This is a genomic window from Mycolicibacter engbaekii (genome assembly GCF_002101585.1).
GTDB lineage: Bacteria > Actinomycetota > Actinomycetes > Mycobacteriales > Mycobacteriaceae > Mycobacterium > Mycobacterium engbaekii.
Map to the genome: position 1 here is coordinate 86,958 of NZ_LQOT01000044.1, position 22,005 is coordinate 108,962.

Here is a 22,005-nt window from a genome sequence, read left to right on the forward strand (position 1 = left end):
TCTAGAACATGTAGGGCCGCAGGAACGCGGTCATCCTGCGCAGGTAGGCCGGCTGGCTGACGTGCAGTATGTGGTTTCCCGGGAACCAGTGCAGGGCACAGCGGTCCCAGTGGTGCCACAGCATCTCGGACTGCTCCGGCGGTGCCAGCCGGTCGCCGAGGCCGGTGATGATCAGTCGGCGTTCCCGGGCCACCAGCGGGGCGTAGTTCAACGGCGAGTGGAAGGCCGTCGCGGCCCCGAACTCATCGCCGCCGACCCGCCCGAGCCGTTGGCCACCTGCGAGCACCATGTTCGCCGGGAACCAGTCGCGGATCTCCGATTCCACGGAGACCACCGGCACATTCGGGACGACGGCCTGCAGCCGGGGCTCGACGGCGGCCAACAGGGCAGTGGTGTAGCCGCCCAGCGACAGGCCGGTCAGCGCGAAGCGGTCGACACCGGTGGACTCCAGATAGTCCAGCATCGAACGGAAGTCGTGGACCGCCTGGGCCATCGCTTCGGCGAATCCCGAAGCGCCGTGCGAGAAGTAGCCGTATCCGCTGAAGGGGGAATACTTTTCGGCGCGCCGACCGTGGAACGGCAGGGTGAACAGGGCGACATCGTAGCCGGATCGATAGAACCACGGCAGTGAGAAGAACAGGCCGTTGAACAGGTACGCCGATCCCATGAACCCGTGGATGACGCACAGCGTCGGCCGCGGCCCGTCCTCGTGGCGCCAATGCTGAAACCGCGCGGTGTTGTTGTTTCCCAGGGCGCTCCAGGAGTCGCGCATCGCCGGGTTGACTGCTTCGAAGCTGGAGCGGAAGGAGACGTTGTCCACGGTGCCGCGGGCAATCCGCTCGGCGATCGGGTTGGCCCGTCGCGCGGACACCCGCGGCGGCTTTGTCGGTGCGGGAAAGGATCGAGTCGGGTCCTGCGCCGATGCCAGCTCGGCGTAGAACTCCAGCCGCTCCCGCTCCTGCCGCGACTGCTTGCCGCCGACCGCCGTGGTGAGCACCGACGGAAACATCGCAGCGGCAACCATGGACGCGACACCGGTGCGCAGCCCGATATCGGCGAAAGCCGAGGCGTCCACGATCAGCTTCTCCCGCAACGACAACTCGCTACGGTGCGGCAGGCCCTGCGCGCCGGCGTCGGCGCCGGGAACATCGGGTACCGGAATAGGCGGCTGGATCGGGGTGAGGTCGGTGGGCACGGTCGCGGGCCTTTCTCGGGTGCGGGGCACGCCCTGGCCCCTACGGTCCCGGGTGCAACGGGGATGGTAACTCGATAGCGAACAGCTGCGCGGCGTTGTCGTGCAAAACCCCACGTAGCCAGCCCTCGTCGACCCCGGGAAGCGCGGTGAGCGCGTCCAGCGCCTCGCGGTAGCCGTAGGGGATGTTCGGGAAGTCGCTGCCGAACAGGATGCGCTCGCCCGCGTCGCGCAGTCGCGGGTCGGTGCCGATCGGAAACGGCATGAGCTGGTCGACGAACGCGGTGAAGACCATCGTGGTATCCAGATGTACCGCTTGCGATTCCAGGCAGATGTCAAGGAAGTCGTCGTACTCCGGCATGCCCATGTGCGCGACGATCAGTGTCAGACCCGGATGGCGGCGCAGCAGCCGGCGAACCGGGCCGGGACCGGTGAACCGGCCGGGCTGCGGGCCGGAGCCGCAGTGGATCACAACGGGGATGCCACTGTCTGCCAGCGATCCCCAAACCTCGTCGAGCAAAGGGTCATTGGGGTCGTAGTCGCCCACCTGGATGTGTGCTTTGAAGACCTGGGCCCCTCCACTGATGGCGGCGCCGACATAGCCGGCGGCGCCGGGCTCGGGATAAAACGTCGCTGTCGCCAGGCAATCCGGTGTCTCACGGGCGAATTCGGCGGCCCACTGGTTGAGCCAGGCAGCCATCTGGGGTTTGTGCGGATACACCAGTGAGGTGAAACGGCGAACCCCGAAGGCGCGCAGCGTGGCCAGGCGAGCGGCCTCGTCGGCCCGGTAGTTGATGGGCCAGGGCCGGCCGAGCAGCGGGCCGGCCGAGTCGAAGTACTGCCACACCTTGTCCAGCACCGGCTTGGGCATGAAATGGGTGTGCACGTCGATGATCCCCGGCAGCCCCAGCGTGGACCAGACCTGGCGAACCGCCGCCGCTTCGGCGCCGCCTGTCACGCGCTGTCCCAGGTGTTCTCGGAGACGAACTCACCCAAGGGCTGTCGGTAGGCCCACTGGTCGATTTCCAGGGCCGGCCGGTCCGGGAACTCCGGTACCGGGCCCAGACACAGGATCGCCACCGGCTCGGCATCCGGTGGCATGCCCACCAGCCGGGCCAGTGCCGCGGGTTCGAACAGCGACACCCATCCCATGCCGAGCCCTTCGGCCCGGGCGGCCAGCCACATGTTCTGGATCGCGCACGACACCGATGCCAGATCCATCTGCGGCAGGGTGCGGCGGCCGAAGATGTGGGCCTGCCGGCCGTCGCGCAACGCCACCACCAGAAGTTCGGCGCATTCCCGAATGCCTTCGACCTTCAGCGCCAGGAACTCCTGTTCGCGACGGCCCAGCGCCTCCGCGGTGCGATGACGCTCCTCGTCGACCAGGGCATGGATCCGCTGCCGCAAGGTGGAGTCGGTGATCCGGATGAACCGCCACGGCTGCATCAGGCCCACACTCGGCGCGGCGTGGGCCGCGGCCAGCAGTCGCGCCAGGACGTCGGGTTCGACGGTGCTGCCGGGTGAGAATCGCCGCATGTCCCGGCGTTCGGCGATCACCCGGTACACCGCTTGGCGCTCCTGCTTGGTGAACGATGGATCAGCCACGGGATCATGGTAGGAGTCACACGAAAGGACGCTCGTGATGAAACGTTCGCAAATGCTCGACCAGTTGGGCGCCGAGGACCCCGGAGCTCTGGTTTACGGCGAACCCCACCAGACTCCCGACGGGGCGACCGTGATCACCGCGGCGCGAGTCACCACCTCGGGTCCCGGCGGTTCGCAGGTGACGGCCACGCCGCTCGGGGCCATGGTGATCCGTGGTGAGCAGGCCAAGTGGGTGGCGGCGGTCGATGCGAACCGGATCGCGTTGGTGGGCGTGCTCACCGGACTGCTGGCCGCCGTCATCACGTCCCTGGCCGTCCTGCGCCGCCCGCCCTGGCCGGACCTGCGGGCCGCCGGGACGCGTGGGCAGGGAACGCAGTCGTGACACCTTCGGCGGCGCGGGCGGCGGCCCTGGGCTCGGTGGTGGGCGCGGCGGCGGTGTACGTGCTGATGTTGGTCGGCTACCGGCAGGGCTGGGGCTGGCTGGCCGGTATCGATGGCTCCGCGCTTCAGACGAGCTACGACATCGGGGTCAAACACCCGCTCTGGGTACGGATTTGGGACGGCATCTCGACGGTGTTCGCGCCGGTGGTGTTCCGGGTGGTCAGCATGGTGGTGGCCGTGGTCGCCGCCCTGCGTCACCGGGTGCGCGCCGCGGTGTTCCTCCTGGTTGCCGTCGAGACCAGCGGGACGCTGACCGCGCTGGCCAAGAACTCCGTCGACCGGCCGCGTCCGGTGACGGCCCTGGTCTCGGCGCACTCGACGGCTTTCCCGTCCGGCCACGCGCTGGGGGTGATGGTCGGAGCCGGAGCGCTGCTACTGCTGGCGCTGCCGATGTTGCGGGGCAGGGCCCGGCTCGCGGCGGTGCTGCTCGCAGCGCTGGTGGTCGGTGCGGTCGGCGTCTCCCGGGTGGCGCTCAACGTCCACCACCCCTCCGACGTGCTGGCCGGGTGGGCGCTGGGGTGGGCCTATCTGACGGTGTGGGCGCTGCTCCTGCAACCCTGGCGGCGACCCGAGCCCGTCCCGGTGCCCGCCGCGGGATCCTCCTGATGACCGGCTGCGGCGCCGACCCGGTGGGTGCGCTGATCTGCTCACGCAAGGGCTGCAGCGCCGACGCGGTCTACGGCATGTTGTGGAACAACCCGAAGCTGCACACACCACAACGGCGCAAGGTGTGGCTGACCTGCGCGCAGCACCGGGAGTACTTCCGTGACTACCTGGGCTCCCGTGGCCTGCTCAAAGGTGAGGCGCCGGTCGACGAGCTGCCGCGGCGCCCGGAGTAGTCCCCGGCGCGCCGTCAGCGGTGTTTGACCCGCTGCTGGGGTACGCAGATGATGAGCCGATGCGCCGCCTCGTGAGCCTGTTCAGCGCTGCTGTGTTCGGCGCCGCCGCGGTGATCGGCGTGCCGGGCGCCCACGCCGACGTCACGCCCTGGTTCGCCCGCTCGGTGGGCAACGCCACTCAGGTGATCTCCGTTGTCGGGGTTGGTGGTTCAGACGCCAAGATGGACGTCTACCAGCGCAGCGCCGCGGGCTGGCAGCCGGTGGCCGCCGGGATCCCGGCCCACGTCGGCTCGGCCGGCATGGCGGCCAAGGCCAAGAGCGGGTATCCGGCCACCCCGATGGGGGTTTTCACGCTGCCCTATGCGTTCGGCACCGCGCCCAACCCCGGTGGGGGACTGCAGTACGTGCAGGTCGGTCCCGACCACTGGTGGGACGGCGACGACCACAGCCCGACGTTCAACACCATGCAGGTGTGCAAGAAGGCGCAGTGCCCGTTCAACACCAGCGAGAGCGAGAATCTGCAGATCCCGCAGTACAAACACGCTGTGGTGATGGGCGTCAACACCGCGCGCACTCCCGGCGACGGGGCCGGCTTCTTCTTTCACACCACCGACGGCGGCCCGACCGCGGGTTGCGTGGCCATCGACGACGCCAAGCTGGTGCAGATCATCGGGTGGCTGCGCCCCGGCGCGGTCATGGCGATCGCGCAGTAGCGGCAGGAGTCCTCAGGCCTGTTCGCAGTACGCGGCGTGGGCGATGCTGACGAACTGGGACGCTCTGGTGAGGGTCAGGCTGGGGTTGGCGTTCTTCACGGCCTTGGCCGCCTGGTTGGTGGTGTGGCCGCCGACGAGGTAGTCGCACACCGAATGCCCGCCGGCGACGGCGTCGGCGGCGTCGGGGTAGGAGATGCCCATTTTTTCCAGTGCGCTCAGAAACTCGCTGTCGCCGGGATCGGCGGTCGCCGGCGCGGCCAGGCCGAGCAGGCCGGCTACGGCGAATGCGGCCAATACGGGTTTGCGTGCCCCCATCGTTTCCTCCCTCATTCCATCGATTCGGGGCAGAACGCCGCTTGTGAGAACGTGACGAACCGGGCGGCGTTTTTGACCGACATCGCGCGGTTGGAGATCCGCACCGCGCGTGCCGCCGCGTCTACGTGATGGCCTGCCCCCAGGTAGGCGCAGACTTCGCGGCCGACGGCCACCGCGTCGGCGGCATTCGTGTACTCGATCCCCGCCTGTTCGATGGTGCTGATGAACGCGGCGTCGGGATCGGGCTCGGGGTCGGCAGACGCCGGCGTGGCCAGGCCTGTCAGGGCCGCGGCGGTGGCCGCGGTCACGATCCATCGGGCGTGTTTCACAGTCTCGGAGCATCCTCGCCGCGGATTAATCCGTCGCAGCGACGGCATGAACGACGGATGAATACCGCCAGCCTGGCAAGTGCCTGACAGGTAGCTGGCGAAATGACAATTCACAGACTTTCGCCCGTTTGAATGCCCTGCTGTAACCCGCAATTTACCGGTTGCGCGTTTGCTAAGCGCCAGCGAGCTAACAACCAGCTGGCCACAATGACGGCTCTTGCCGAGGGGGTGTGATGTTCGGGGACTACGGCGTGCTTCCGCCGGAAATCAATTCGGGGCGCATGTATTCCGGACCCGGATCGGGTTCGTTGCTGACCGCGGCTTCGGCCTGGGAGACCCTGGCCGCTGAGCTGCAGACCGCCGCGTCCAGCTACGACTCGGTGACCTCGGGTCTGGTCGCCGGGGGGTGGACCGGCCCGTCGGCGGCGGCGATGGCGGCCTCCGCCGCGCCGTATGTGACGTGGCTGCGCAGCACCGGCGCCCAGGCCGAACAATCGGCCCGCCAGGCCGCGGCCGCGGCCGAGGCCCACTCGACCGCGGTGGCGGCGGTGGTACCCCCACCGGTGATCGCCGCGAACCGGACCCTGCTGACGCAGCTGGTCGCCACCAACTTCTTCGGCCAGAACTCTCCGGCGATCGGGGAGGCCGAACTCCAATATGCGCAGATGTGGGCGCAGGACGCCGCCGCGATGTACCGCTACGCCGGCTCGTCGGCGGCCGCCGCGAACCTGGCCGCGTTCGACACCCCGCCGCAGACCACCAACGCCGCCGGGCCGGCCGCCCAGTCCGCCGCGGTCACCCAGGCGGCTTCGGATGCCGCGGCGGCCGGGCCGACGGACTTCATGAGCTGGCTGACGTCGCTCATCGGCCAGGTATCTCCGTTCACCGGGCTGACCACGCAGGGCCTGAGCGCGACCATGACCAGCTGGTCGGGTACGGCGAACATGCTCAGCAATGTCAACAACGGAATCGGCCTGGCCGCCTTTCAGGCTGAAAACCCCGGCGGCCTCGACGAGATCCTCCACCCGCCCAAGATCGGCCCGGCCGGCCTGGGCCTGGGCGGGCTGGGACTGGGCAAATCCGGACTCGGCAGTGCCGGGCTGGGCGGCGCCGCGACGTCGGCGGGCTCGGGTACCGCACTCAAGATCGGCGCGTTGTCGGTGCCTCACGCATGGGCGATGCCCGTCACGCTGACGGCGGGCGGTACGCCGCTGCCGCCGTCTGTCGCGCCGCCGGCCGCGGCTGTGGCCGGCGGCGTGCCGGGTGCGGCGTTCGGCGAGACCATGCTCGGCACCCTCGCCGGGCGGGGGCTGGGAGCGGCGACGTCGCGCGCCGCCGCTTCGCGCCGCACCGTGGTCCCGCGTCCGCCGGCGGCCGGCTAGTGGCCGCCGCCATGGACTTCGCGCTGCTTCCCCCGGAGATCAATTCCGGCCGGATGTACACCGGCCCCGGCGCGGGACCGATGCTCGCCGCGGCGGCGGCCTGGGATGCTGTGGCCGCCGAACTGGAGACCGCCGCAACCGGCTACTCCGGGACGATCTCGGCTCTGCTCGGCCAGGCCTGGGCGGGCCCGGCGTCCGCCGCGATGGCCGGCGCTGCCGCACCCTACGTGGCGTGGCTGCAGGCCGGCGCCGCCAACGCCGAACAGACCGCGATCCAGGCCAAGGCCGTCGTGGCCGCCTACGAGGCCGCGTTCGCCGCGACGGTGCCGCCGCCGGTGATAGCCGCCAACCGGGCGTTGTTGGCCGCCCTGGTCGCCACCAATTTCTTCGGCCAGAACACCCCGGTCATCGCCGCCACCGAGGCGGCGTATGCCGAGATGTGGGCGCAGGACGCCGTCGCGATGTACGGCTACGCGGCGGCGGCGATGCCGGCCAGCGCGTTGCCGGAACTCGACCAGGCCCCGCAGACCACCAACCCGGCCGGCCCCGGTGCGCAGTCGGCCGCGGTCGCGCAGGCTGTGGGCAACGGTCCCGCCACGACCCAGCTCAACGGTGCCGTGCAGACGGCCCTGCAGCAGGTGCTCCAGCCGGCGGCCGCCGCCACCGACCCGCCGTCGTGGTGGCAGACCCTGGTAGCCGACCTGGGCCAGGTGTCGCCGTACACCAGCATCGCCTCCAGCGGGCTCAGTTTCGACTCCAGCCTCTACACCGTGGTGAGCAACGGCGCCGGCTGGGGGCGCCTGGTGTATGTGCGCGGTGGCGCCGAGGGTGCGTTGACCTTCGATGGGATCGGGCCACGCGGTGTGCTGTCGGCTGCCACGACGCCGGCGGTCGGTCCGGGTATCGGCCGGGCGATGCCGGTCGGCGGCCTGTCGGTGCCGCCGAACTGGGCGACCGCCGCCCCGGAGCTCAAGCCGGTGGCCTACACGCTGGCCGCCGCGCAGTCGCCGATGCCGGGCGCCGCCGGCGGACTGCCGCCGGGGGTGGCCTGCCAAGAGGCCATGATGGGCACCACCGCGGGGCAGGGTGCCACCGCCGAGACGGCCAGTCGCCGCAACCAGAAGACCAACGACAAGGACACCGATCGCGAGGGCAAGCCGACGCTGGACGGCAACGGCTGGTTGGCGGCGTCCTTGGCGTATCACAACCGGCCGCGTGACGGGCAGCCGCTTCCGGCGCACTGGCGGACGGGTTAGCGCTCCTCGAGCCGGCCGGGTTCGCGTTGCAGATAGCGCACGACCATGTCGATCAACACCCGCCGCTCGGCCTGCCAGTCGAAGGGCCCACCGATGATCATCTGCGCCATCACGACGCCGCGCAGCGCCGCCCAGATCACCTCGGCGACGCCCGCGTCGGCGGGATCATCGGAGACCAGCCGGCCCAAGCGGCTGATCGCGTCGTTCATCTGCAACAGGTGCGCGTGCGACTGCTCGCCGAGGCTGCCGCGGGTGGCCCGCAGGATCTCGAACGCCGCCAGCGAGGTGGGGCTGGCATAACAGCGCCACGCGGTGTCGACGACGGCTTCGATGCGCTCACGCAGACCGAGTTCGCGGACGTCGACGGCGGACAGGCTGGCCAGCAACGCGGCCACCCCGTCGTCCACCACGGCCATCAGCAGGCCGTTGCGGTCGCCGAAGTGGTACTGGATGACCCCCCACGTCACCCCGGCGCGTTCGGCGACGTGTTTGGCGGTCGCGGCGCCGAAACCCTCTTCGGTGATGCAGCGCACCGTCTCCTCGATGATCCGGGCGCGGGTGTCGTCGCCGCGCTTCCGGGGCGCGCTTGTTCGCCGAGTGGGGGCGGACGGCCGGGCGGGACCAGCGGAAACAGGCATTGTTGACTTTATAACATAGTCAGAACTATTTTTTACCGCGTGACCGAATCCAGGTATGCGTCGCTGTCCCGCGACGAGTTGGCCGTGCTGGTACCCGAACTGCTGTTGATCGGGCACATGATCGACCGATCCGGAATGGCCTGGTGCATCTCGGAGTTCGGCCGCGAGGAGATGGTGCAGATCGCCATCGAGGAATGGGCGGGCGCCAGCCCGATCTACACCCAGCGCATGCAGCGCGCGCTGGGCTACACCGGCGAGGACATCTTCACCATCTTCAAAGGCCTGCAGTTCGACATCGGTTCACCGCCGCAGTTCATGGACTTCCGCTTCACCGTGCACGACCGCTGGAACGGTGAGTTCGAGCTGGCCAGCTGCGGCGCACTGCTCGATGTGGAGCCGATGGGCGACGAGTACGTCTTCGGCATGTGCCACACCATCGAGGACCCGACCTTCGACGCCACCGCGGTGGCGACCAACGTCCACGCGCAGGTCCGTCCCGTGCACCGGCCGCCCCGCACCCCCTCGGACCGGCAGCCGCACTGCCACTGGACCGTCATCATCGACGAGTCCTATCCCCCGGCCCAGCCGATCCCCGCATTGGCGGTGATCAGCCAGACCCGGGCGGCGACATGGGAGCTCGACGACATCGACCCCGCCGACGAGGGCTTGGCGGACTACAGCGGGCCGCTGCTGAGCGACGTCGACTTCACCGCGTTCTCCCATTCGGCGCTGGTCCGCATCGCCGACGAGGTGTGTCTGCAGATGCACCTGCTCTATCTGTCCTTCGCGCTGGCAGTGCGTGCCCGGGCCGGCACGGACGAGCTGGCCGCCTCGGTGGGCCGGCGTCAGCTCACCGGCCTGGCCGGGCTGGCCGCGATGCGCATCAAGAACGCGCTGAAGCTCCCGGCCGACATCGCCGGCGCGCAGCGGGTGTTCGAACTGCACCCGTTGTTCAACCCCATCGGCTACGTGCGCGCTGACTTCGGCGACAACTCGGTGACGGTCCATCCGTCTCCCGCGCATACCGACGGCGCCTGGATCACGCTGTGCTCCCCGCAGGAGACCGTTGCGCTGCAGGCCATCGCGACCGCGGTCAACCCGCACCTGCGGGTGCAGCTCGACGGGTCCGACGAGCAATGGACGGCCCGCCTGGTCGAGGACGACACCGCGGCCAAGGAGCTGCCCGAAGTGATGGTCGCCAAGGTGAGCAGCGGCGCGGAGTTCGTGTTCCGCCCCCGCACGTCACTGCCGCTGACGGTGGTATGAATCGGCTGATAGCCCGCAAACCGCCGGTGTGTCGCCAATCCGCGCCGCCGCCGCCCCGCCTAGGGTGAGGGCCATCCCAGCCGTTGCCGATCCAAGGTAGTCAGCCATGCCCGACCCGCAGGACGACGAGGCCACCCGGGAGGCGCACGCCGTCGACGCGACCGACATGGCGCCGACGGTGATGTCGACTCCCGAGTCCGGTGCTGTCGTCGGCGCCCTCGCCTGGTCGCAGGAGGACGGCAGCGCCGGCGCCGAACCGGTGCCCTACGTCGACGACTTCTACGAGCACGACCTGGGCACCGGCCGCCGCCCGACGGTGGTGGTGCCCGCCGCGCCGGCTCCGGCCCCGCGAGCACCCTCCCGGCTGCCGCGAATCGCCCTCGGCGCGGGCATCCTGGTCGCGCTGATCGCCGTGGCCGGAGTGCTCGCCAGCCTGATCGGCAGCCACCACGACACGACACCGGTCACCCCCGAGAGCAGCGCCGTGGTGCCGCCACCCAGCGCGCCACCGCAGCCCAGCGCACCGGTGCCCCCGCCGGTCGCCACCACCTCTGTTGCGCCGCCGCCCACCACGTCTGCTGCGCCGCCGCCCACCACCACGGTCACCACGACCACCACCGTGCCGCCGACCACGACCACCACCACCAACCCGCCGACGACCACCACCACCACGGCGCCGCCCACCACGACCACCACCGCGCCGCCGACCACCACGGTTCCGCCGACCAGCGAGCCGCCCACCACCACGGTGGCCCCGACCCCCACCACCGTGCCGATGACCACCGAGTATCTGCGCATTCCGCTGGTGCCGGTGCCCATCCCGATCACGGTTCCGCAGAACTAGTCGCGAGCCGGTCCCCGGGTCCGGGAGACCAGCACCCGTTCGGCGGCCGCCGGCGCATGGCCGGAATCGCCGGGCGCAGGCACACTGGGTGTGGCACCGCGGTGAAAGGGGCTCGCAATGGGCGACAACGGGGCGTTCGGATTCGACGCCGACGACTTGGATCGAATGATGCGTGAGGCCGGTGAGGGGCTGCGCGCGGCCTTCGACCGCTTCGCGGGAACCATGGGCACCGGCCGGGAGCGGGCCGGCTGGGGGGCCGTCTTCGCCGACCTGGCCCGTGCCGCGCGCGCGGAGCCGACGACTGCCGGTGAGACCGGGGACGGAGTCTGGGCCATCTTCACCGTCGGTGACGACGGCGCCGCCCGCGTCGAACAGGTCTACGCCACCGAGATCGACGCCCTGCGGGCCAGCCAGCGCAATCCCGATCCGAAACGCCGGGTGCGGTTCCTGCCTTACGGGATCGCCGTCGGGGTGCTCGATGACAACGCCGACAACGATGAGGTGACATAAGGCACCCGCTCGGGCTTGTCCCGTTTGACACCGGTGCGGCGTGGGTTACATTGCCACCGTGCCCGAGATCAACCGCCGCCAAATAATGATGATGCTGGGTGTCGGCGCCGCCGCCGCCGTAGCTCCCGGCCCGGTGGCCAGAGCCGTTCCCGCGGCGCCCGGCGAGCCGGCTGGACCCGCTGCGCCTGGGAACCCCTCGGCGCCGGTGGCCAAGACCGCCGGCTTTTTGTGGCACGACGAGTTCGACGGCCCGGCCGGTTCGGCGCCCGACCCCTCGAAGTGGACGATCTCCAACCACCGCACCCCGATCCGGCGTCCGGTCGGTTGGGACCGGCCCGAGTACTTTCACCAGTACCGCGACAGCCGTAAGAACGTCTTCCTCGACGGCAATTCCAACCTGGTGATCCGCGGCACCCAGGAGGGTGAGCGCTACTTCGGCGGTTTGGTGCACGGCAACTGGCGCGGCGGCATCGGTACCACCTGGGAGGCGCGCATCAAGCTGAACTGCCAGACCTCCGGTGCCTGGCCGGCCTGGTGGCTGTCCAACGACGACCCGGGCCGCGAGGGTGAGATCGACCTGATGGAGTGGTACGGCAACGGCGAGTGGCCGTCGGGCACCACCGTGCACGCCAACCCGTACGGCACCGCGTTCGAAACCTTCGCCTTCCCGGTCGACGGCAACTGGCACACCTGGCGGGTCACCTGGAACCAGAGCGGCATGTACTTCTGGCAGGACTACGCCGAGGGCATGGAACCCTACTTCTCGGTCCCTGCCGTCGGCATCGAGAACATCGACGAGCCGGGCCGGGAGTGGCCGTTCAACGACCCGGGCTACACCGTGTTCCCGATCCTGAACCTCGCCATCGGGGGATCCGGGGGCGGCGACGCGCGCGCCGGGACCTACCCGGCGGACATGCTGATCGACTGGGTCCGGGTCTTCTAGAGCGGACTGGCCGCTCCGGCTTCTCCGGGCGCCGTGCCCGCCTGCCGTGCCTCAAGCCACGCCACGCCGGCCCGGGCCGCACGAATCAGTGCGCCACGCTCGCCGAAATAGCTGGCGAGCAGGCCGAGCCCCGGCAGCGACCGCAGGTGCTGGTAGAGCTTCTTGGGGTGCGGGCGCTTGCCCACCTCATCGAACGTCGCCCGCAGGATGCCGGCCAGCTGCCACACCGTCCGGGTCATCACCACCGGGGCCGACGACGTGATGGACTTCAGCGGTTTCCAGCCCGGCGGGGGAGTCTCGGGCAGTGGCGGGGGCTCGGACGGCGCCGGCACGTCGAGGCTCTCGGGCAGGTGCCGTCCGCACAACACGTCGGCCAGCAACCGCACCTGATCGCTGCGATCGGTGACGCCGTACTCGCGGGCCAGCGCGCACAGCACGACGGCCTGGTTGACGAATCCGGCCAGGTCCCCCACCGGCACCATGCGGGCCAGCCACCCGAAGACTCCCGGGGACGCCACCACCAGCGTGTTGAGGGCACCGACCCGGTGCACCCACCAGTGCGCGCGCTGCTCGCGGCTCATGCGCTCCCAGGCCGCGGTGCCGGGAAGGTCGGCGGCATTGATCAGCTGCGCGCCGGCGTTGAGGGCACGGTCGGCGGCGCTGGGGCCGCGGCCGGCGTCGTGGCGGCGCCGCCGCAGCCGGAACCGGCGGATGCGGTGCGTCAGTCCGTGCGGCGGGGCGAGTAACCGGCGGGTGCGTTGGCGCAGGCCGATGGGATCGGCCTGGGCCAGCAGGTCCAGCAGTGGGTTGATGACCGTGACGGCGCGGCTCAGCGCATCGGCGACCTCGGCGTCGGTCAGGGTTGCGTGCGGTTTCGGAAACAGACCCATACTCCGATTGTGGCGGGGTCAGCCGGGCTGGGGGCGGTTTGGGGCCGTGATCACCCCGGCCCGGGTGCGCGCCGGGGTGCCGGCGGGGGCGCGCCGCAGGTCACCACCAGCACCTCGGCCGGCTCCGTGCCGACCTGCCGCAGTTTGTGCGGCGCGGCTGCGTCGAAGTAGGCGCAATCGCCGGTGCCGAGGGTGACGAGGTGGCCGTCGTGATCGAGTTCCACCTCGCCGGCGTGCACGAACACCAGTTCCTGACCGAGGTGGGTGGAGTGGGGGTGGGCGGTGAAAGTCCGGCCTGGGCGCACCACGAATGGTGACATCGACTTGCCCAGCATCCGCGCCGCGATCGGGCGATGACGCTCGGCGCCCCGTTCGGCGGCCCGCTCGACGCTGATGGTGGAGACCTCCGGATCGTCGGAGAACAGCTGCGCCACATCGACATCGAGCGCGCGGGCGATCTTCAGAGCGGCGGCGATAGACGGAACACTCTGTCCGCGCTCGACCTTCGACAGATAGCTCTTGGTCAGGCCGGTTTCGGCCGCCAGGACGTCCAGCGTCATACCCCGCTGTTGGCGGACGGCTCGCAACGGACCACTCACGAAAGTCAAGATACATCATTGACTACAGGAAACCTTGTGTCATACAGTTCCTGATGTGTCATGAGGTGCCGATATCGGCGGAAGGGAGCTTCTGATGGCGGACACCTTGGGTGACTCCAAGGCCGACCTGATGCGCCGCGCGCTGGATGACCTGACGCGCAACGTCGCCGAATCCCGGCTCACGCTTCGGGAGAAGCTGGCCTTGACCTGCCGTGCACTGTTCGACGCCGGGCACGACTCCGGCCTGGCCGGCCAGATCACCGCCCGCGCCGAAGAGCCGGGAACCTACTACACCCAGCGTCTGGGCCTGGGCTTCGACGAGATCACCGCCGGAAACCTGCTCGTGGTGGACGAAGATCTCCGGGTGATCGACGGCGACGGAATGCCTAACCCCGCCAACCGATTCCACTCGTGGATCTACCGGGCCCGGCCGGACGTGAACTGCATCGTGCACACCCACCCGTTTCATGTGGCGGCGCTGTCGATGCTGGAAGTTCCGCTGATCGTCTCCCAGATGGATATCGCGCCGCTCTACGACGACTGCGCATTCCTGCCCGACTGGCCCGGCGTTCCGGTCGGAAACGAAGAGGGCGAGATCATCTCGGCCGCACTGGGAGACAAGAAGGCCATCTTGCTGGCCCACCACGGGCACGTGGTCGCCGGAGCCAGCGTGGAGGAAGCCTGTTCGCTGGCGATGCTGATCGAACGCGGCGCCCGGCTGCAGCTGGCCGCCATGGCCGCGGGCACCATCGCGCCGCTGCCCAGCCGGCTGGCCCGCGAGGCCCACGACTGGACTCTGACGCCCAAGCGCAGCCAGGCGAACTTCGCCTACTACGCCCGCCGCGCCCTGGTCCACCACCCCGACGCCCTCGACCTCTGATCCCGCGACCCGAAAGACGCCCTGATGACAGACACCCCGGCAATCCACGGCATCATCGCCTACCCCGTCACGCCTTTCACCCCTGACGGGCAGGCGATCGACACCGCGGCGCTGGCCGCTCTGGTTGAGCGGCTGGTCGACGCCGGCGCGCACGCCATCGCCCCGCTGGGCAGCACGGGGGAGTCGGCCTATCTGAGCGAGGCGGAGTTCGACACCGTCGTCGACACCACCGTCGGCGTGGTGAACGGCCGGGTGCCGGTGATCGTCGGGGCATCGGATCTGACGACCGCCAACACCATTCGGCGTGCCCAGCATGCCGAGCGGGCCGGTGCCGACGCGCTGATGATCCTGCCGGTCTCCTACTGGAAGCTGACCGACCGCGAGATCGCCCAGCACTACGCCAGCGTCGCCGCCAGTGCCGGACTGCCGATCATGGCCTACAACAATCCGGCCACCAGCGGGATCGACATGAGCCCCGAGTTGCTGGTGCAGATGTTCACCGACATCGACAACCTGACCATGGTCAAAGAGTCCACCGGCGACCTGACGCGCATGCAACGCATCAAGGCGCTCTCCGCGGGGCAGCTGCCGTTCTACAACGGCAGCAATCCGCTGGTGCTCGATGCGCTGAACGAAGGTGCGGCCGGCTGGTGCACGGCGGCCCCGAACCTGCGGCCGCAGCCGTGCCTGGAGCTGTACCGCGCGGTGCGCGCCGGGGACCGGGCCGGCGCCCAGCAGATCTACGACGACCTCGCACCGCTGCTGCGCTTCATCGTTGCCGGTGGCCTGCCGACCACGGTCAAGGCGGGGTTGCAGCTGCTCGGCTTCGATGCCGGAGACCCCAGGGCGCCCCTGCTGCCGCTCGACGAGACCGGCCGCGCCGAGCTCAAAGCGATTCTGGCGCAACTGCCGGAGTGACTAGGGCTGTGCGGGTGGCTGCCCGGACGCCGGGTGCAGCAACCCCTGCAGCGCGACCGTGCTCAATCGCCGGGCGTGATCCTCGGTGAGCGGGCAATGGCCGGTCATGCGGCGAAAGATCAGCGGCCCGAACAGCAGATCGATGACGTCGTCGATGTCGGTATCGGCGTCGACGTCGCCGCGGGCGACGCCGCGCTGCCACAGTTCGGTGATCGCGGCCCGGCGGCCGTCGAGGAAGTACTCGCGGAAATAGGCTGCCCCCGCTGCGTCGTCGACGCACGCGGCGAGCAGCTGCGCGAACACCTCGCCCCGGCGGCTCGCGTAGAACGCCGAGACCCGCACCACCTGCTGCGTGAGGTCGCCGACGGTGCTGCCGGTGTCCGGCAGGGGCAGCTCCTGGGCCATCATCGCGCCGAAAGCCTCGGCTGCCACCGCTGTTCGTGACGGCCAGTGCTTATAGATGGTGGCCTTGCTGGCCCCGGAGCGGGCGGCTAGCGCGTCGACCGTCGTCGCGGTGTACCCGCCCTCGTCGAGCAGTTGGGCCGCAGCGTCCAGGATGGCTTGGTGGATGCGGTCGCTGCGGGGACCGGTCGGCCGGACGAAGGTGGGCTCGCCGGGCCCGCCTGCCTCAGGCGGCATCGTCGAAGTCGGTCGATGCCGAGACGCTGCGCCACTGGGCCAACTCGGCCCGCACGTGGTCGAGCTTGGCCTCGACGGCTGCGATGGTGTCGTTGCCCAGCAGCAGTCGCACCGGAGGGCGCTCGGACTCGACCACGTCGATGATGGCCGCGGCCGCCTTGGCCGGGTCGCCCGGCTGGTCGTGGTTGCGCTGATCCGCCGTGACGCGCATCTGGCCGGCGGGGCCGGTGGTGTAGTCGTCGATGGTGTTCTGCTGGATCTGCAGGCTCGACGAGTCGAGGAAGTCGGTGCGGAAGTAGCCGGGTTCGACCACCATTGCGTGGATTCCCAGGGGTTGCAGTTCGGCATGCAGGGCCTCGGAGAGTGCCTCAACGGCGAATTTCGTGGAGGCATACACGCCCCAACCCGGTGAGCTGACGAACCCGCCCACCGAGGAGATGTTGACGATGGTGCCCGACCGTTGGGCCCGCAGCACCGGCGTGACCGCGCGCGTGACGGTCAACAGGCCGAACACATTGGTCTCGTAGACCGCCCGCACCTCGGCGTCGGTGGCCTCCTCGACCGCGCCCAGCAGGCCGCGGCCGGCGTTGTTGATCAGAACGTCGATGCGCCCGAAGCGCTGCACCGCGGCTTGGACGGCTTCGCGGGCCTGCGCCTCGTCGGTGACGTCGAGCGCGACGGCGAGCAGATCCGGGTTCTCGCCGAGGGCGTCGGTGACCGCCGCCGCGCTGCGTGCGGTCGCGACCACCTGGTGGCCGCGCTGCAGCAGATCGCGGGCGATCTGCAGGCCGAAGCCCCGGGATGCTCCGGTGATGAACCAGACGCTCATGTTTGCCACCACTCCGTCGAAGTAAACTGTACGGATAGTTTAGATCTGTGCGGGTCGGTGGCGCAAGGGGTGGGGAGTCAGGATTTACGGCGGAGGTGCCTGGCGCTCCGCCGGATCACTGAGCGCGCGCTGGCAACAGCGCCACGACCTCGCCAGAGTTCATTTGCTGTTGCAAAGGCAAAACATAGATGACACATAACGTCATTACCGTTCGCCCTATGAAAATCGGCATAACAGCGATATTGCTTGCTGCCGCGCTCACGGGCGTGGCCACACCGGTGACAGCATCTGCGGCTTGCGGAGACCCCGGCGACGCGCCGTGCACGGGCCCCGCTCCCACCCCTGACGAGGTACTCGGGGTGATGGCGGAGTTGACCGATGCGAACATTCCCGCCCTCAACAAGTCCAATATCGTCACGCCCGGGTTCAGCCCCGCCGAAGCGCAGACGATCGATCAGCGCCTGAGGGAGACCCAGGACGCCGGGCTGCTGCCGTACCACTTCGTGGTCAGCAACATCCAGCCCGCGCCGGACAACTTCGCCGGAGCGACTGTCACCTCCGTGGGGGGCTTTCACGAAGAGAGCGCGCCGGAGTCCATCGTGCTGTCCAACCAGGGCGGGCGGTGGCTGATCACCCACGACACCGCGGTGACCGTGCTCGAGCACTTCTGGCACAACGCCAACCGCCCCTTTGTCCCGATCGTTCCGTGGGTGAAGTGAGCCGGTTTCCGGATGATTGTTCGCGGGCGCCCGACCGTGACATGCGGGACTACTTGGCGCCCCCTGATGACGCGGGCCCGGCCCTGAGCCGGGCCGGCGTCCGGGGCCGTCAGCGCGCGTTGTGGCTGCCGTGTGCCTGGGGTGTCATCGACGACCGGTGATGTGTTCGGCCACCGCACGTGTCGGTGCCCGCGGATAGCCTCGCGGCCATGACCAGCACCGGCAACCCGTGGGCAGCGAGGTCTCCAGCGGGGGTGTCCTGGGCGCTGATTGTCGCCGCCTGGGCCGTCTTCGGCGCCGCGCTCGGGGCCGCGCCAGCCGACGCCGCCCCGCGCTGCCTGTTTCAGGGCGACTGGAACTGTGAAGGCACCCCGCCCTACCACGGGCCGCTCCTGCCGACCTGGAACACGCCCGGAACCTACGGCGGCTGGACCACCAACCCGGTCGAATGCGATCTCGTGACCAGGCAATGCCGGCAGGTCACTACCGCGCCCTGATTTGTGGGCGGCGGGCGCGGCCCACCGCATTTCGGCCCTCCTCCCACGCGGTTGGCCAGCCGAGGATGGCGTCCGCGAACTGCGGAGCACGCAGTCCCGTCCAAACCTATGCTGCCCACATGAGCGGGTTTCAGGTGTCGCAGCCGCCGGATCTTCCCGGTATCCCCTCGGCTGAAGGGCCCCTGCCCGGCCCGGATCGATTGGTCGGGCGCCCTCGCGCGTTGGGGGTGGACCTGCTGGGTGAATTGCACGGCCCGCTTTTCTACGCGGACTTCAACGGCGGCGTCAGGAAGCTCTACGCGTGTTCGCCGGAGCTCGTTGCCGAGCTCTGCGACGAGAGCCGCTTCGCCAAGAACCTCACGGCAACCCTCGCCCGAGTCAGGCCGTTGGCCGGTGACGGCCTGTTCACGGCATACCACGGCGAACCGAACTGGCAGCGAGCCCACGACGTCCTGTTACCGGGCTTCAGCTACGCGGGATTACGCGCGTATCACGCTGCGATGCTGGACATCAACTGCAAGATGATCGAGCGGTGGGACGCCAGCGCCGGAGTCGGGCCGGTGGATGTGTCGAACGACTTGCAGAAGCTGGCCATGGACACTGTGGCGCTCGCGGGATTCGGTTCGCGGTTCGACTCTTTCGACTGCCCCGGCCTGGCTCCGATCCCGCAGAGTTTCACAACCGCACTGGGGGAGCTGATATCGGCCGAGCCGACGCCGGTGTTCACCGAAGAATTGGCGACTCTGCACACGTTCATCGACGGACTCCTAGCAGAGCACCGATCCGGCGACACGGAGTTTCACGACTTGCTGGCGCTGATGCTGCAGCAGGATTCGGACGGCAGACCAGTGCTGGAAACGGAGAATATCCGCAATCAGATCCTCACTTTCCTGATCGCCGGTCAGCTCACCACGTCGGAGTTGATGCCCAACGCGCTGTACAACCTCGTCAGTGATCCGGCGGTGCTGCATCGGGTGCAGGCCGAGGTGGATGCCGTGTTCGGGACCGAAGACGACTACCTGCCCGACTACGACGACATCGGCAAGCTGGCCTACCTGCGGCAGGTTATCGAGGAAACCCTGCGCTTATCCCCGCCGGTGCTGCATTTCGATCGAATGGCCCTGGAAGACACCGTGATCGGTGGCAAATATCCGATTCGGCGCGGCGAGGCGGTCACAGTGCTCACCGGCGCGCTGCACCGCCAGCCGCAATGGGGAGACAACGTCGAGCTCTTCGATCCCGACCGCTTCGCTCCCGAACGTTCGGCGGCCCGTCCCGCCGCGTTGTTCAAACCATTCGGAACCGGCGCACGATCATGCATCGGCCGGCAGTTCGCGCTGCATGAGGCGGCCATGGCACTGGCCCGGATCGTCCACCGCTACCGCCTCCTCGACACGCACCACTATGTGCCGCAGTGGGAGGCTCCGACCAGCCGCCGGCCGGTCGGATTCTCACTCGATGTCCTGCGGCGCACACCGCAGGACCGCCGCACCGCCGCACCGAACATCGAGGCCGCTGCCGGACAGGATCCAGCGCGGCACTCGACGGCGATAATGGCCGGCACCAGGCTGGCCATCTTGCACGGCTCCAACCTGGGTACCTGCCGCGCGCTGGCCCGGCAATTCGCCGACGATGCCACCGCTCTGGGTTGTGTGGCGACCGTCGCGCCACTCGACGATGCCGCCGGCGGCCTCCCCGAAGCCGAGGCCGTCATGATCGTCGCGTCCTCCTACAACGGTCAGCCGACCGACGACGCGCGCGAGTTCCTCGCCTGGCTGCTCGCAGAGGATGCCACGCTGAGTCCGGCACCCAACGTCGCGGTTCTCGGCGTGGGTGACCACAACTGGGCCGACACCTACCAGGCGATCCCGCAGCGCATCGATGAGCGCCTCGGCGAGCTGGGGGCCAACCGATTGGTCGCGCGGGCGGCGGCCGACACCTCGGGGGATATGGTCGGCACGATCGAGGAATTCGCCGCCGCACTGTGGTCATCGTTGGCCGAACACTTCGGCGACCCCGACGCCGCGCCTCTCACCGATGATGCGGCCGAGCCGCTCTACGAGTTGCGCCAGATCGTCGGCCCGGTGACGGCGGCGATGGACGCTCGGTCGGCGGTGATCCCGATGACCGTCGCCGGGAACACCCAGCTGGTCAGTCCCGGGCTGGGTCAGGCCAAAGCCAATGTCCACGTCGACCTTCCGGATGGCGTCGACTATCAAACCGGCGATCACCTCACGGTGATGGCCGACAACCCACCTGAGGCTGTCGACGCCGCCTTGGCCCAGCTCGGCATTGACCCCGGACTGCGGCTGTCGATCAATCCTCGGCGCAGCTCTCGGCGGCTCATCGCGCTGGATCGAGAGGTCAGCGCACGAGAACTGCTCACGCACTTCGTCGAATTGCAGAAACCACTGACGAGCAGTCAATTACGCCGTCTTGCAGCGGCCAACACCAACCCTGCGGAGCGCCAGCGGCTCACCGAACTCGCCGAAGACCCCGATGGGTGCCCGCTCAGCGTGCTGCAGTGCCTCGACGAATATCCGGCTTGCGTTCTCACCGGTGCCGAACTGCTCGAACTGCTCGACCCCATGGTGCCCCGGCACTATTCGATCGCGTCGTCGTCACGGCTGTCACCCCGCACGGTGGGATTGATCGTCAGCGTGCTGGATGCGCCGGCCCGTTCCGGTCGCGGATCGTTCAAAGGTGTCGCGTCCAACTACCTCGCGACAGTCCAACCCGGACAGGTGATCCGGGCCCGCGTGGACCCGGCCCGCCAGGCGTTCCGGGCCGGTGCCGATCCGGCCAAGAACGTAATCCTGGTCAGCGCCGGGAGCGGCGTCGCACCCTTCTGCGGTTTCCTCGGTGACCGGCTGGCCGCACAGAGCGCCGGAGCCCCCGTAGAGCCTGCGTTGTGCTTCTTCGGGGTCCGTGACCCGCAAGTCGATTACATCTTCCGAGACAAGTTCGAGCAGGCCGAGGCCATCGGGATCGTGCAGATGCGCCCCGCCTTCTCCCGCGCGCCGCAGGACGGGGTCCGCTATGTGCAGGATCGCATCGCCGCCGACGCCGACGACGTGTGGGACCTGTTGGGCGATCCGGCCAAGGACACCCACGTCTATGTGTGCGGCGACGGCGCGCGGATGGCGCCGGCGGTGCGCGGGGCTTTCCTTGACATTTACCGGGCGCGTACGGGCGCCGACGACGGTCAGGCCCGTGACTGGTTGAACGGTCTCATCGAATCCGACCACTACGTCGAGGACGTGTGGGCCGGGTGAAATTGCTGGGTCCCTGGCAGCAGAACGGAAGCACCACCGGCGACCAAGCATCAAAACCAGGAAACGGATTGACGGTCACGCGGCGGTCGTACAGATGCCTTGCTCAGCTTGGGTTTGTTGGAGCCGAAAACGGGAATCGAACCCGCGTATTCAGCTTGGACATTATTTCCATGGCCGAACGGGTGTTCGCATAGGTGGAGCTAGAGGCTGTTTTGCCCTACCGCAGTTGAAGTTCTAGCAGCGCTTTTAGTGCGATTGGTGCTCGGCTGGGGTACGGCCCCGTGCGGGTGCAGTTCGGCTGGATACAAGGGACCAATAAGGGACGGCGCACGGGATGTGCACGTGTGTTCAATTATCTGGACTAAATCTCACCAAGTGGTCATGACGGAGGTCGTGGGATCGCTATTCTGGATAGTGCCCCGTGGGGTGGTGGACTTCGGATCGGCGTGAGTCACGCGTGGTGATCAACGAGTCATGCTGGATGCT

25 protein-coding genes are annotated in these 22,005 nt (G+C 69.0%); 15 read left to right on the forward strand and 10 right to left on the reverse strand.

The genetic code is table 11. The features are described 5' to 3' along the window. Position 1: 1 nt before the first annotated feature. From AWC02_RS14415 to bluB, 3 genes are read right to left on the reverse strand one after another with little or no spacing between them, the layout of a single operon-like run. The gene (locus tag AWC02_RS14415) at positions 2-1,195 is read right to left on the reverse strand and encodes an alpha/beta hydrolase family protein (RefSeq protein WP_085129437.1); all 1,194 of its coding nucleotides are present in this window, start codon (positions 1,193-1,195) and stop codon (positions 2-4) included. Between the two features lie 40 nt (positions 1,196-1,235). Then, positions 1,236-2,150: an amidohydrolase family protein gene (locus AWC02_RS14420; RefSeq protein ID WP_085129438.1), complete on the reverse strand. Its 915-nt coding sequence runs from the start codon at positions 2,148-2,150 to the stop codon at positions 1,236-1,238. Then, the gene (gene bluB, locus AWC02_RS14425) at positions 2,147-2,797 is read right to left on the reverse strand and encodes a 5,6-dimethylbenzimidazole synthase (RefSeq protein WP_085129439.1); all 651 of its coding nucleotides are present in this window, start codon (positions 2,795-2,797) and stop codon (positions 2,147-2,149) included. Before bluB ends, AWC02_RS14420 begins: the two co-directional genes overlap by 4 nt. 37 nt (positions 2,798-2,834) lie before the next feature. Here bluB and AWC02_RS14430 point away from each other — a divergent pair, with 37 nt between their 5' ends. Genes AWC02_RS14430 through AWC02_RS14445 form a run of 4 tightly spaced genes read left to right on the forward strand, consistent with a single transcriptional unit; the run spans position 2,835 to position 4,790 of the window. Continuing rightward, entirely contained in the window at positions 2,835-3,179 is a 345-nt protein-coding gene (locus tag AWC02_RS14430) for a hypothetical protein (protein WP_085129440.1), read from the forward strand. Then, positions 3,176-3,844 (forward strand): phosphatase PAP2 family protein, encoded by a 669-nt coding sequence (locus AWC02_RS14435; RefSeq protein WP_237160471.1) that lies wholly within the window; start codon positions 3,176-3,178, stop codon positions 3,842-3,844. Before AWC02_RS14430 ends, AWC02_RS14435 begins: the two co-directional genes overlap by 4 nt. Continuing rightward, the gene (locus AWC02_RS14440; protein WP_085129441.1) at positions 3,844-4,077 is read left to right on the forward strand and encodes a hypothetical protein; all 234 of its coding nucleotides are present in this window, start codon (positions 3,844-3,846) and stop codon (positions 4,075-4,077) included. The genes AWC02_RS14435 and AWC02_RS14440 overlap by 1 nt, the downstream gene beginning before the upstream one ends. Before the next feature lie 59 nt (positions 4,078-4,136). Beyond that, positions 4,137-4,790 carry a L,D-transpeptidase family protein gene (locus AWC02_RS14445; RefSeq protein ID WP_085129465.1) on the forward strand — a complete coding sequence of 218 codons (654 nt, stop codon included), beginning with the start codon at positions 4,137-4,139 and terminating at the stop codon, positions 4,788-4,790. A 12-nt stretch (positions 4,791-4,802) separates the two neighbouring features. On the opposite strand, the gene AWC02_RS14450 is transcribed toward AWC02_RS14445, so the two are convergent. Continuing rightward, positions 4,803-5,105: a DUF732 domain-containing protein gene (locus tag AWC02_RS14450; protein ID WP_109561017.1), complete on the reverse strand. Its 303-nt coding sequence runs from the start codon at positions 5,103-5,105 to the stop codon at positions 4,803-4,805. Positions 5,106-5,116: 11 nt separating this feature from the next. Further along, positions 5,117-5,434, reverse strand: coding sequence for a DUF732 domain-containing protein (locus AWC02_RS14455; RefSeq protein ID WP_085129443.1), 318 nt, complete (start codon positions 5,432-5,434; stop codon positions 5,117-5,119). A gap of 233 nt (positions 5,435-5,667) precedes the next feature. Here AWC02_RS14455 and AWC02_RS14460 point away from each other — a divergent pair, with 233 nt between their 5' ends. Both AWC02_RS14460 and AWC02_RS14465 read left to right on the forward strand, forming a co-directional pair. Continuing rightward, positions 5,668-6,816, forward strand: coding sequence for a PPE family protein (locus tag AWC02_RS14460; protein ID WP_085129444.1), 1,149 nt, complete (start codon positions 5,668-5,670; stop codon positions 6,814-6,816). An 11-nt stretch (positions 6,817-6,827) separates the two neighbouring features. Further along, positions 6,828-8,072, forward strand: coding sequence for a PPE family protein (locus AWC02_RS14465; protein WP_085129466.1), 1,245 nt, complete (start codon positions 6,828-6,830; stop codon positions 8,070-8,072). On the opposite strand, the gene AWC02_RS14470 is transcribed toward AWC02_RS14465, so the two are convergent. After that, complete coding sequence (locus AWC02_RS14470) at positions 8,069-8,710, reverse strand: TetR/AcrR family transcriptional regulator (protein WP_085129445.1); 642 nt, start codon at positions 8,708-8,710, stop codon at positions 8,069-8,071. The genes AWC02_RS14465 and AWC02_RS14470 overlap by 4 nt on opposite strands. Before the next feature lie 39 nt (positions 8,711-8,749). Between AWC02_RS14470 and AWC02_RS14475 the strand changes: the two genes are divergently transcribed. The 4 genes from AWC02_RS14475 to AWC02_RS14490 all read left to right on the forward strand — a co-directional run bounded on the left by AWC02_RS14475 (position 8,750) and on the right by AWC02_RS14490 (position 12,273). Further along, positions 8,750-9,976 carry a hypothetical protein gene (locus AWC02_RS14475; RefSeq protein WP_085129446.1) on the forward strand — a complete coding sequence of 409 codons (1,227 nt, stop codon included), beginning with the start codon at positions 8,750-8,752 and terminating at the stop codon, positions 9,974-9,976. 106 nt (positions 9,977-10,082) lie between these two features. Then, the gene (locus tag AWC02_RS21980; protein WP_085129447.1) at positions 10,083-10,820 is read left to right on the forward strand and encodes a hypothetical protein; all 738 of its coding nucleotides are present in this window, start codon (positions 10,083-10,085) and stop codon (positions 10,818-10,820) included. Between the two features lie 117 nt (positions 10,821-10,937). After that, complete coding sequence (locus tag AWC02_RS14485) at positions 10,938-11,330, forward strand: hypothetical protein (RefSeq protein WP_085129448.1); 393 nt, start codon at positions 10,938-10,940, stop codon at positions 11,328-11,330. Between the two features lie 85 nt (positions 11,331-11,415). Then, entirely contained in the window at positions 11,416-12,273 is an 858-nt protein-coding gene (locus tag AWC02_RS14490) for a glycoside hydrolase family 16 protein (RefSeq protein ID WP_085129467.1), read from the forward strand. Here the strand turns inward: AWC02_RS14490 and AWC02_RS14495 are convergent. Then, on the reverse strand, positions 12,270-13,163 hold the full coding sequence (locus AWC02_RS14495; protein WP_085129449.1) for a hypothetical protein: 894 nt from the start codon (positions 13,161-13,163) through the stop codon (positions 12,270-12,272). The two genes, AWC02_RS14490 and AWC02_RS14495, sit on opposite strands and share 4 nt — an antisense overlap. 50 nt (positions 13,164-13,213) lie before the next feature. Further along, positions 13,214-13,762, reverse strand: coding sequence for a helix-turn-helix domain-containing protein (locus AWC02_RS14500; protein ID WP_085129450.1), 549 nt, complete (start codon positions 13,760-13,762; stop codon positions 13,214-13,216). A 94-nt stretch (positions 13,763-13,856) separates the two neighbouring features. Here AWC02_RS14500 and AWC02_RS14505 point away from each other — a divergent pair, with 94 nt between their 5' ends. Continuing rightward, the gene (locus AWC02_RS14505; RefSeq protein WP_085129451.1) at positions 13,857-14,642 is read left to right on the forward strand and encodes an aldolase; all 786 of its coding nucleotides are present in this window, start codon (positions 13,857-13,859) and stop codon (positions 14,640-14,642) included. Between the two features lie 24 nt (positions 14,643-14,666). Continuing rightward, positions 14,667-15,560 (forward strand): dihydrodipicolinate synthase family protein, encoded by an 894-nt coding sequence (locus AWC02_RS14510; RefSeq protein WP_085129452.1) that lies wholly within the window; start codon positions 14,667-14,669, stop codon positions 15,558-15,560. On the opposite strand, the gene AWC02_RS14515 is transcribed toward AWC02_RS14510, so the two are convergent. Together AWC02_RS14515 and AWC02_RS14520 are read right to left on the reverse strand one after the other, a co-directional pair. After that, on the reverse strand, positions 15,561-16,199 hold the full coding sequence (locus tag AWC02_RS14515) for a TetR/AcrR family transcriptional regulator (protein WP_085129453.1): 639 nt from the start codon (positions 16,197-16,199) through the stop codon (positions 15,561-15,563). Further along, on the reverse strand, positions 16,189-17,028 hold the full coding sequence (locus AWC02_RS14520; RefSeq protein ID WP_085129454.1) for an oxidoreductase: 840 nt from the start codon (positions 17,026-17,028) through the stop codon (positions 16,189-16,191). Before AWC02_RS14520 ends, AWC02_RS14515 begins: the two co-directional genes overlap by 11 nt. A gap of 218 nt (positions 17,029-17,246) precedes the next feature. Here AWC02_RS14520 and AWC02_RS14525 point away from each other — a divergent pair, with 218 nt between their 5' ends. The 3 genes from AWC02_RS14525 (at position 17,247) to AWC02_RS14535 (ending at position 21,519) form a co-directional block, all read left to right on the forward strand. Further along, entirely contained in the window at positions 17,247-17,747 is a 501-nt protein-coding gene (locus tag AWC02_RS14525) for an MTB12 C-terminal domain-containing protein (protein ID WP_473086853.1), read from the forward strand. A 209-nt stretch (positions 17,748-17,956) separates the two neighbouring features. Then, positions 17,957-18,244 carry a hypothetical protein gene (locus tag AWC02_RS14530; RefSeq protein WP_133055643.1) on the forward strand — a complete coding sequence of 96 codons (288 nt, stop codon included), beginning with the start codon at positions 17,957-17,959 and terminating at the stop codon, positions 18,242-18,244. A gap of 119 nt (positions 18,245-18,363) precedes the next feature. Next, positions 18,364-21,519: a bifunctional cytochrome P450/NADPH--P450 reductase gene (locus AWC02_RS14535; RefSeq protein WP_085129457.1), complete on the forward strand. Its 3,156-nt coding sequence runs from the start codon at positions 18,364-18,366 to the stop codon at positions 21,517-21,519. The last annotated feature ends 486 nt before the right edge of the window (positions 21,520-22,005 follow it).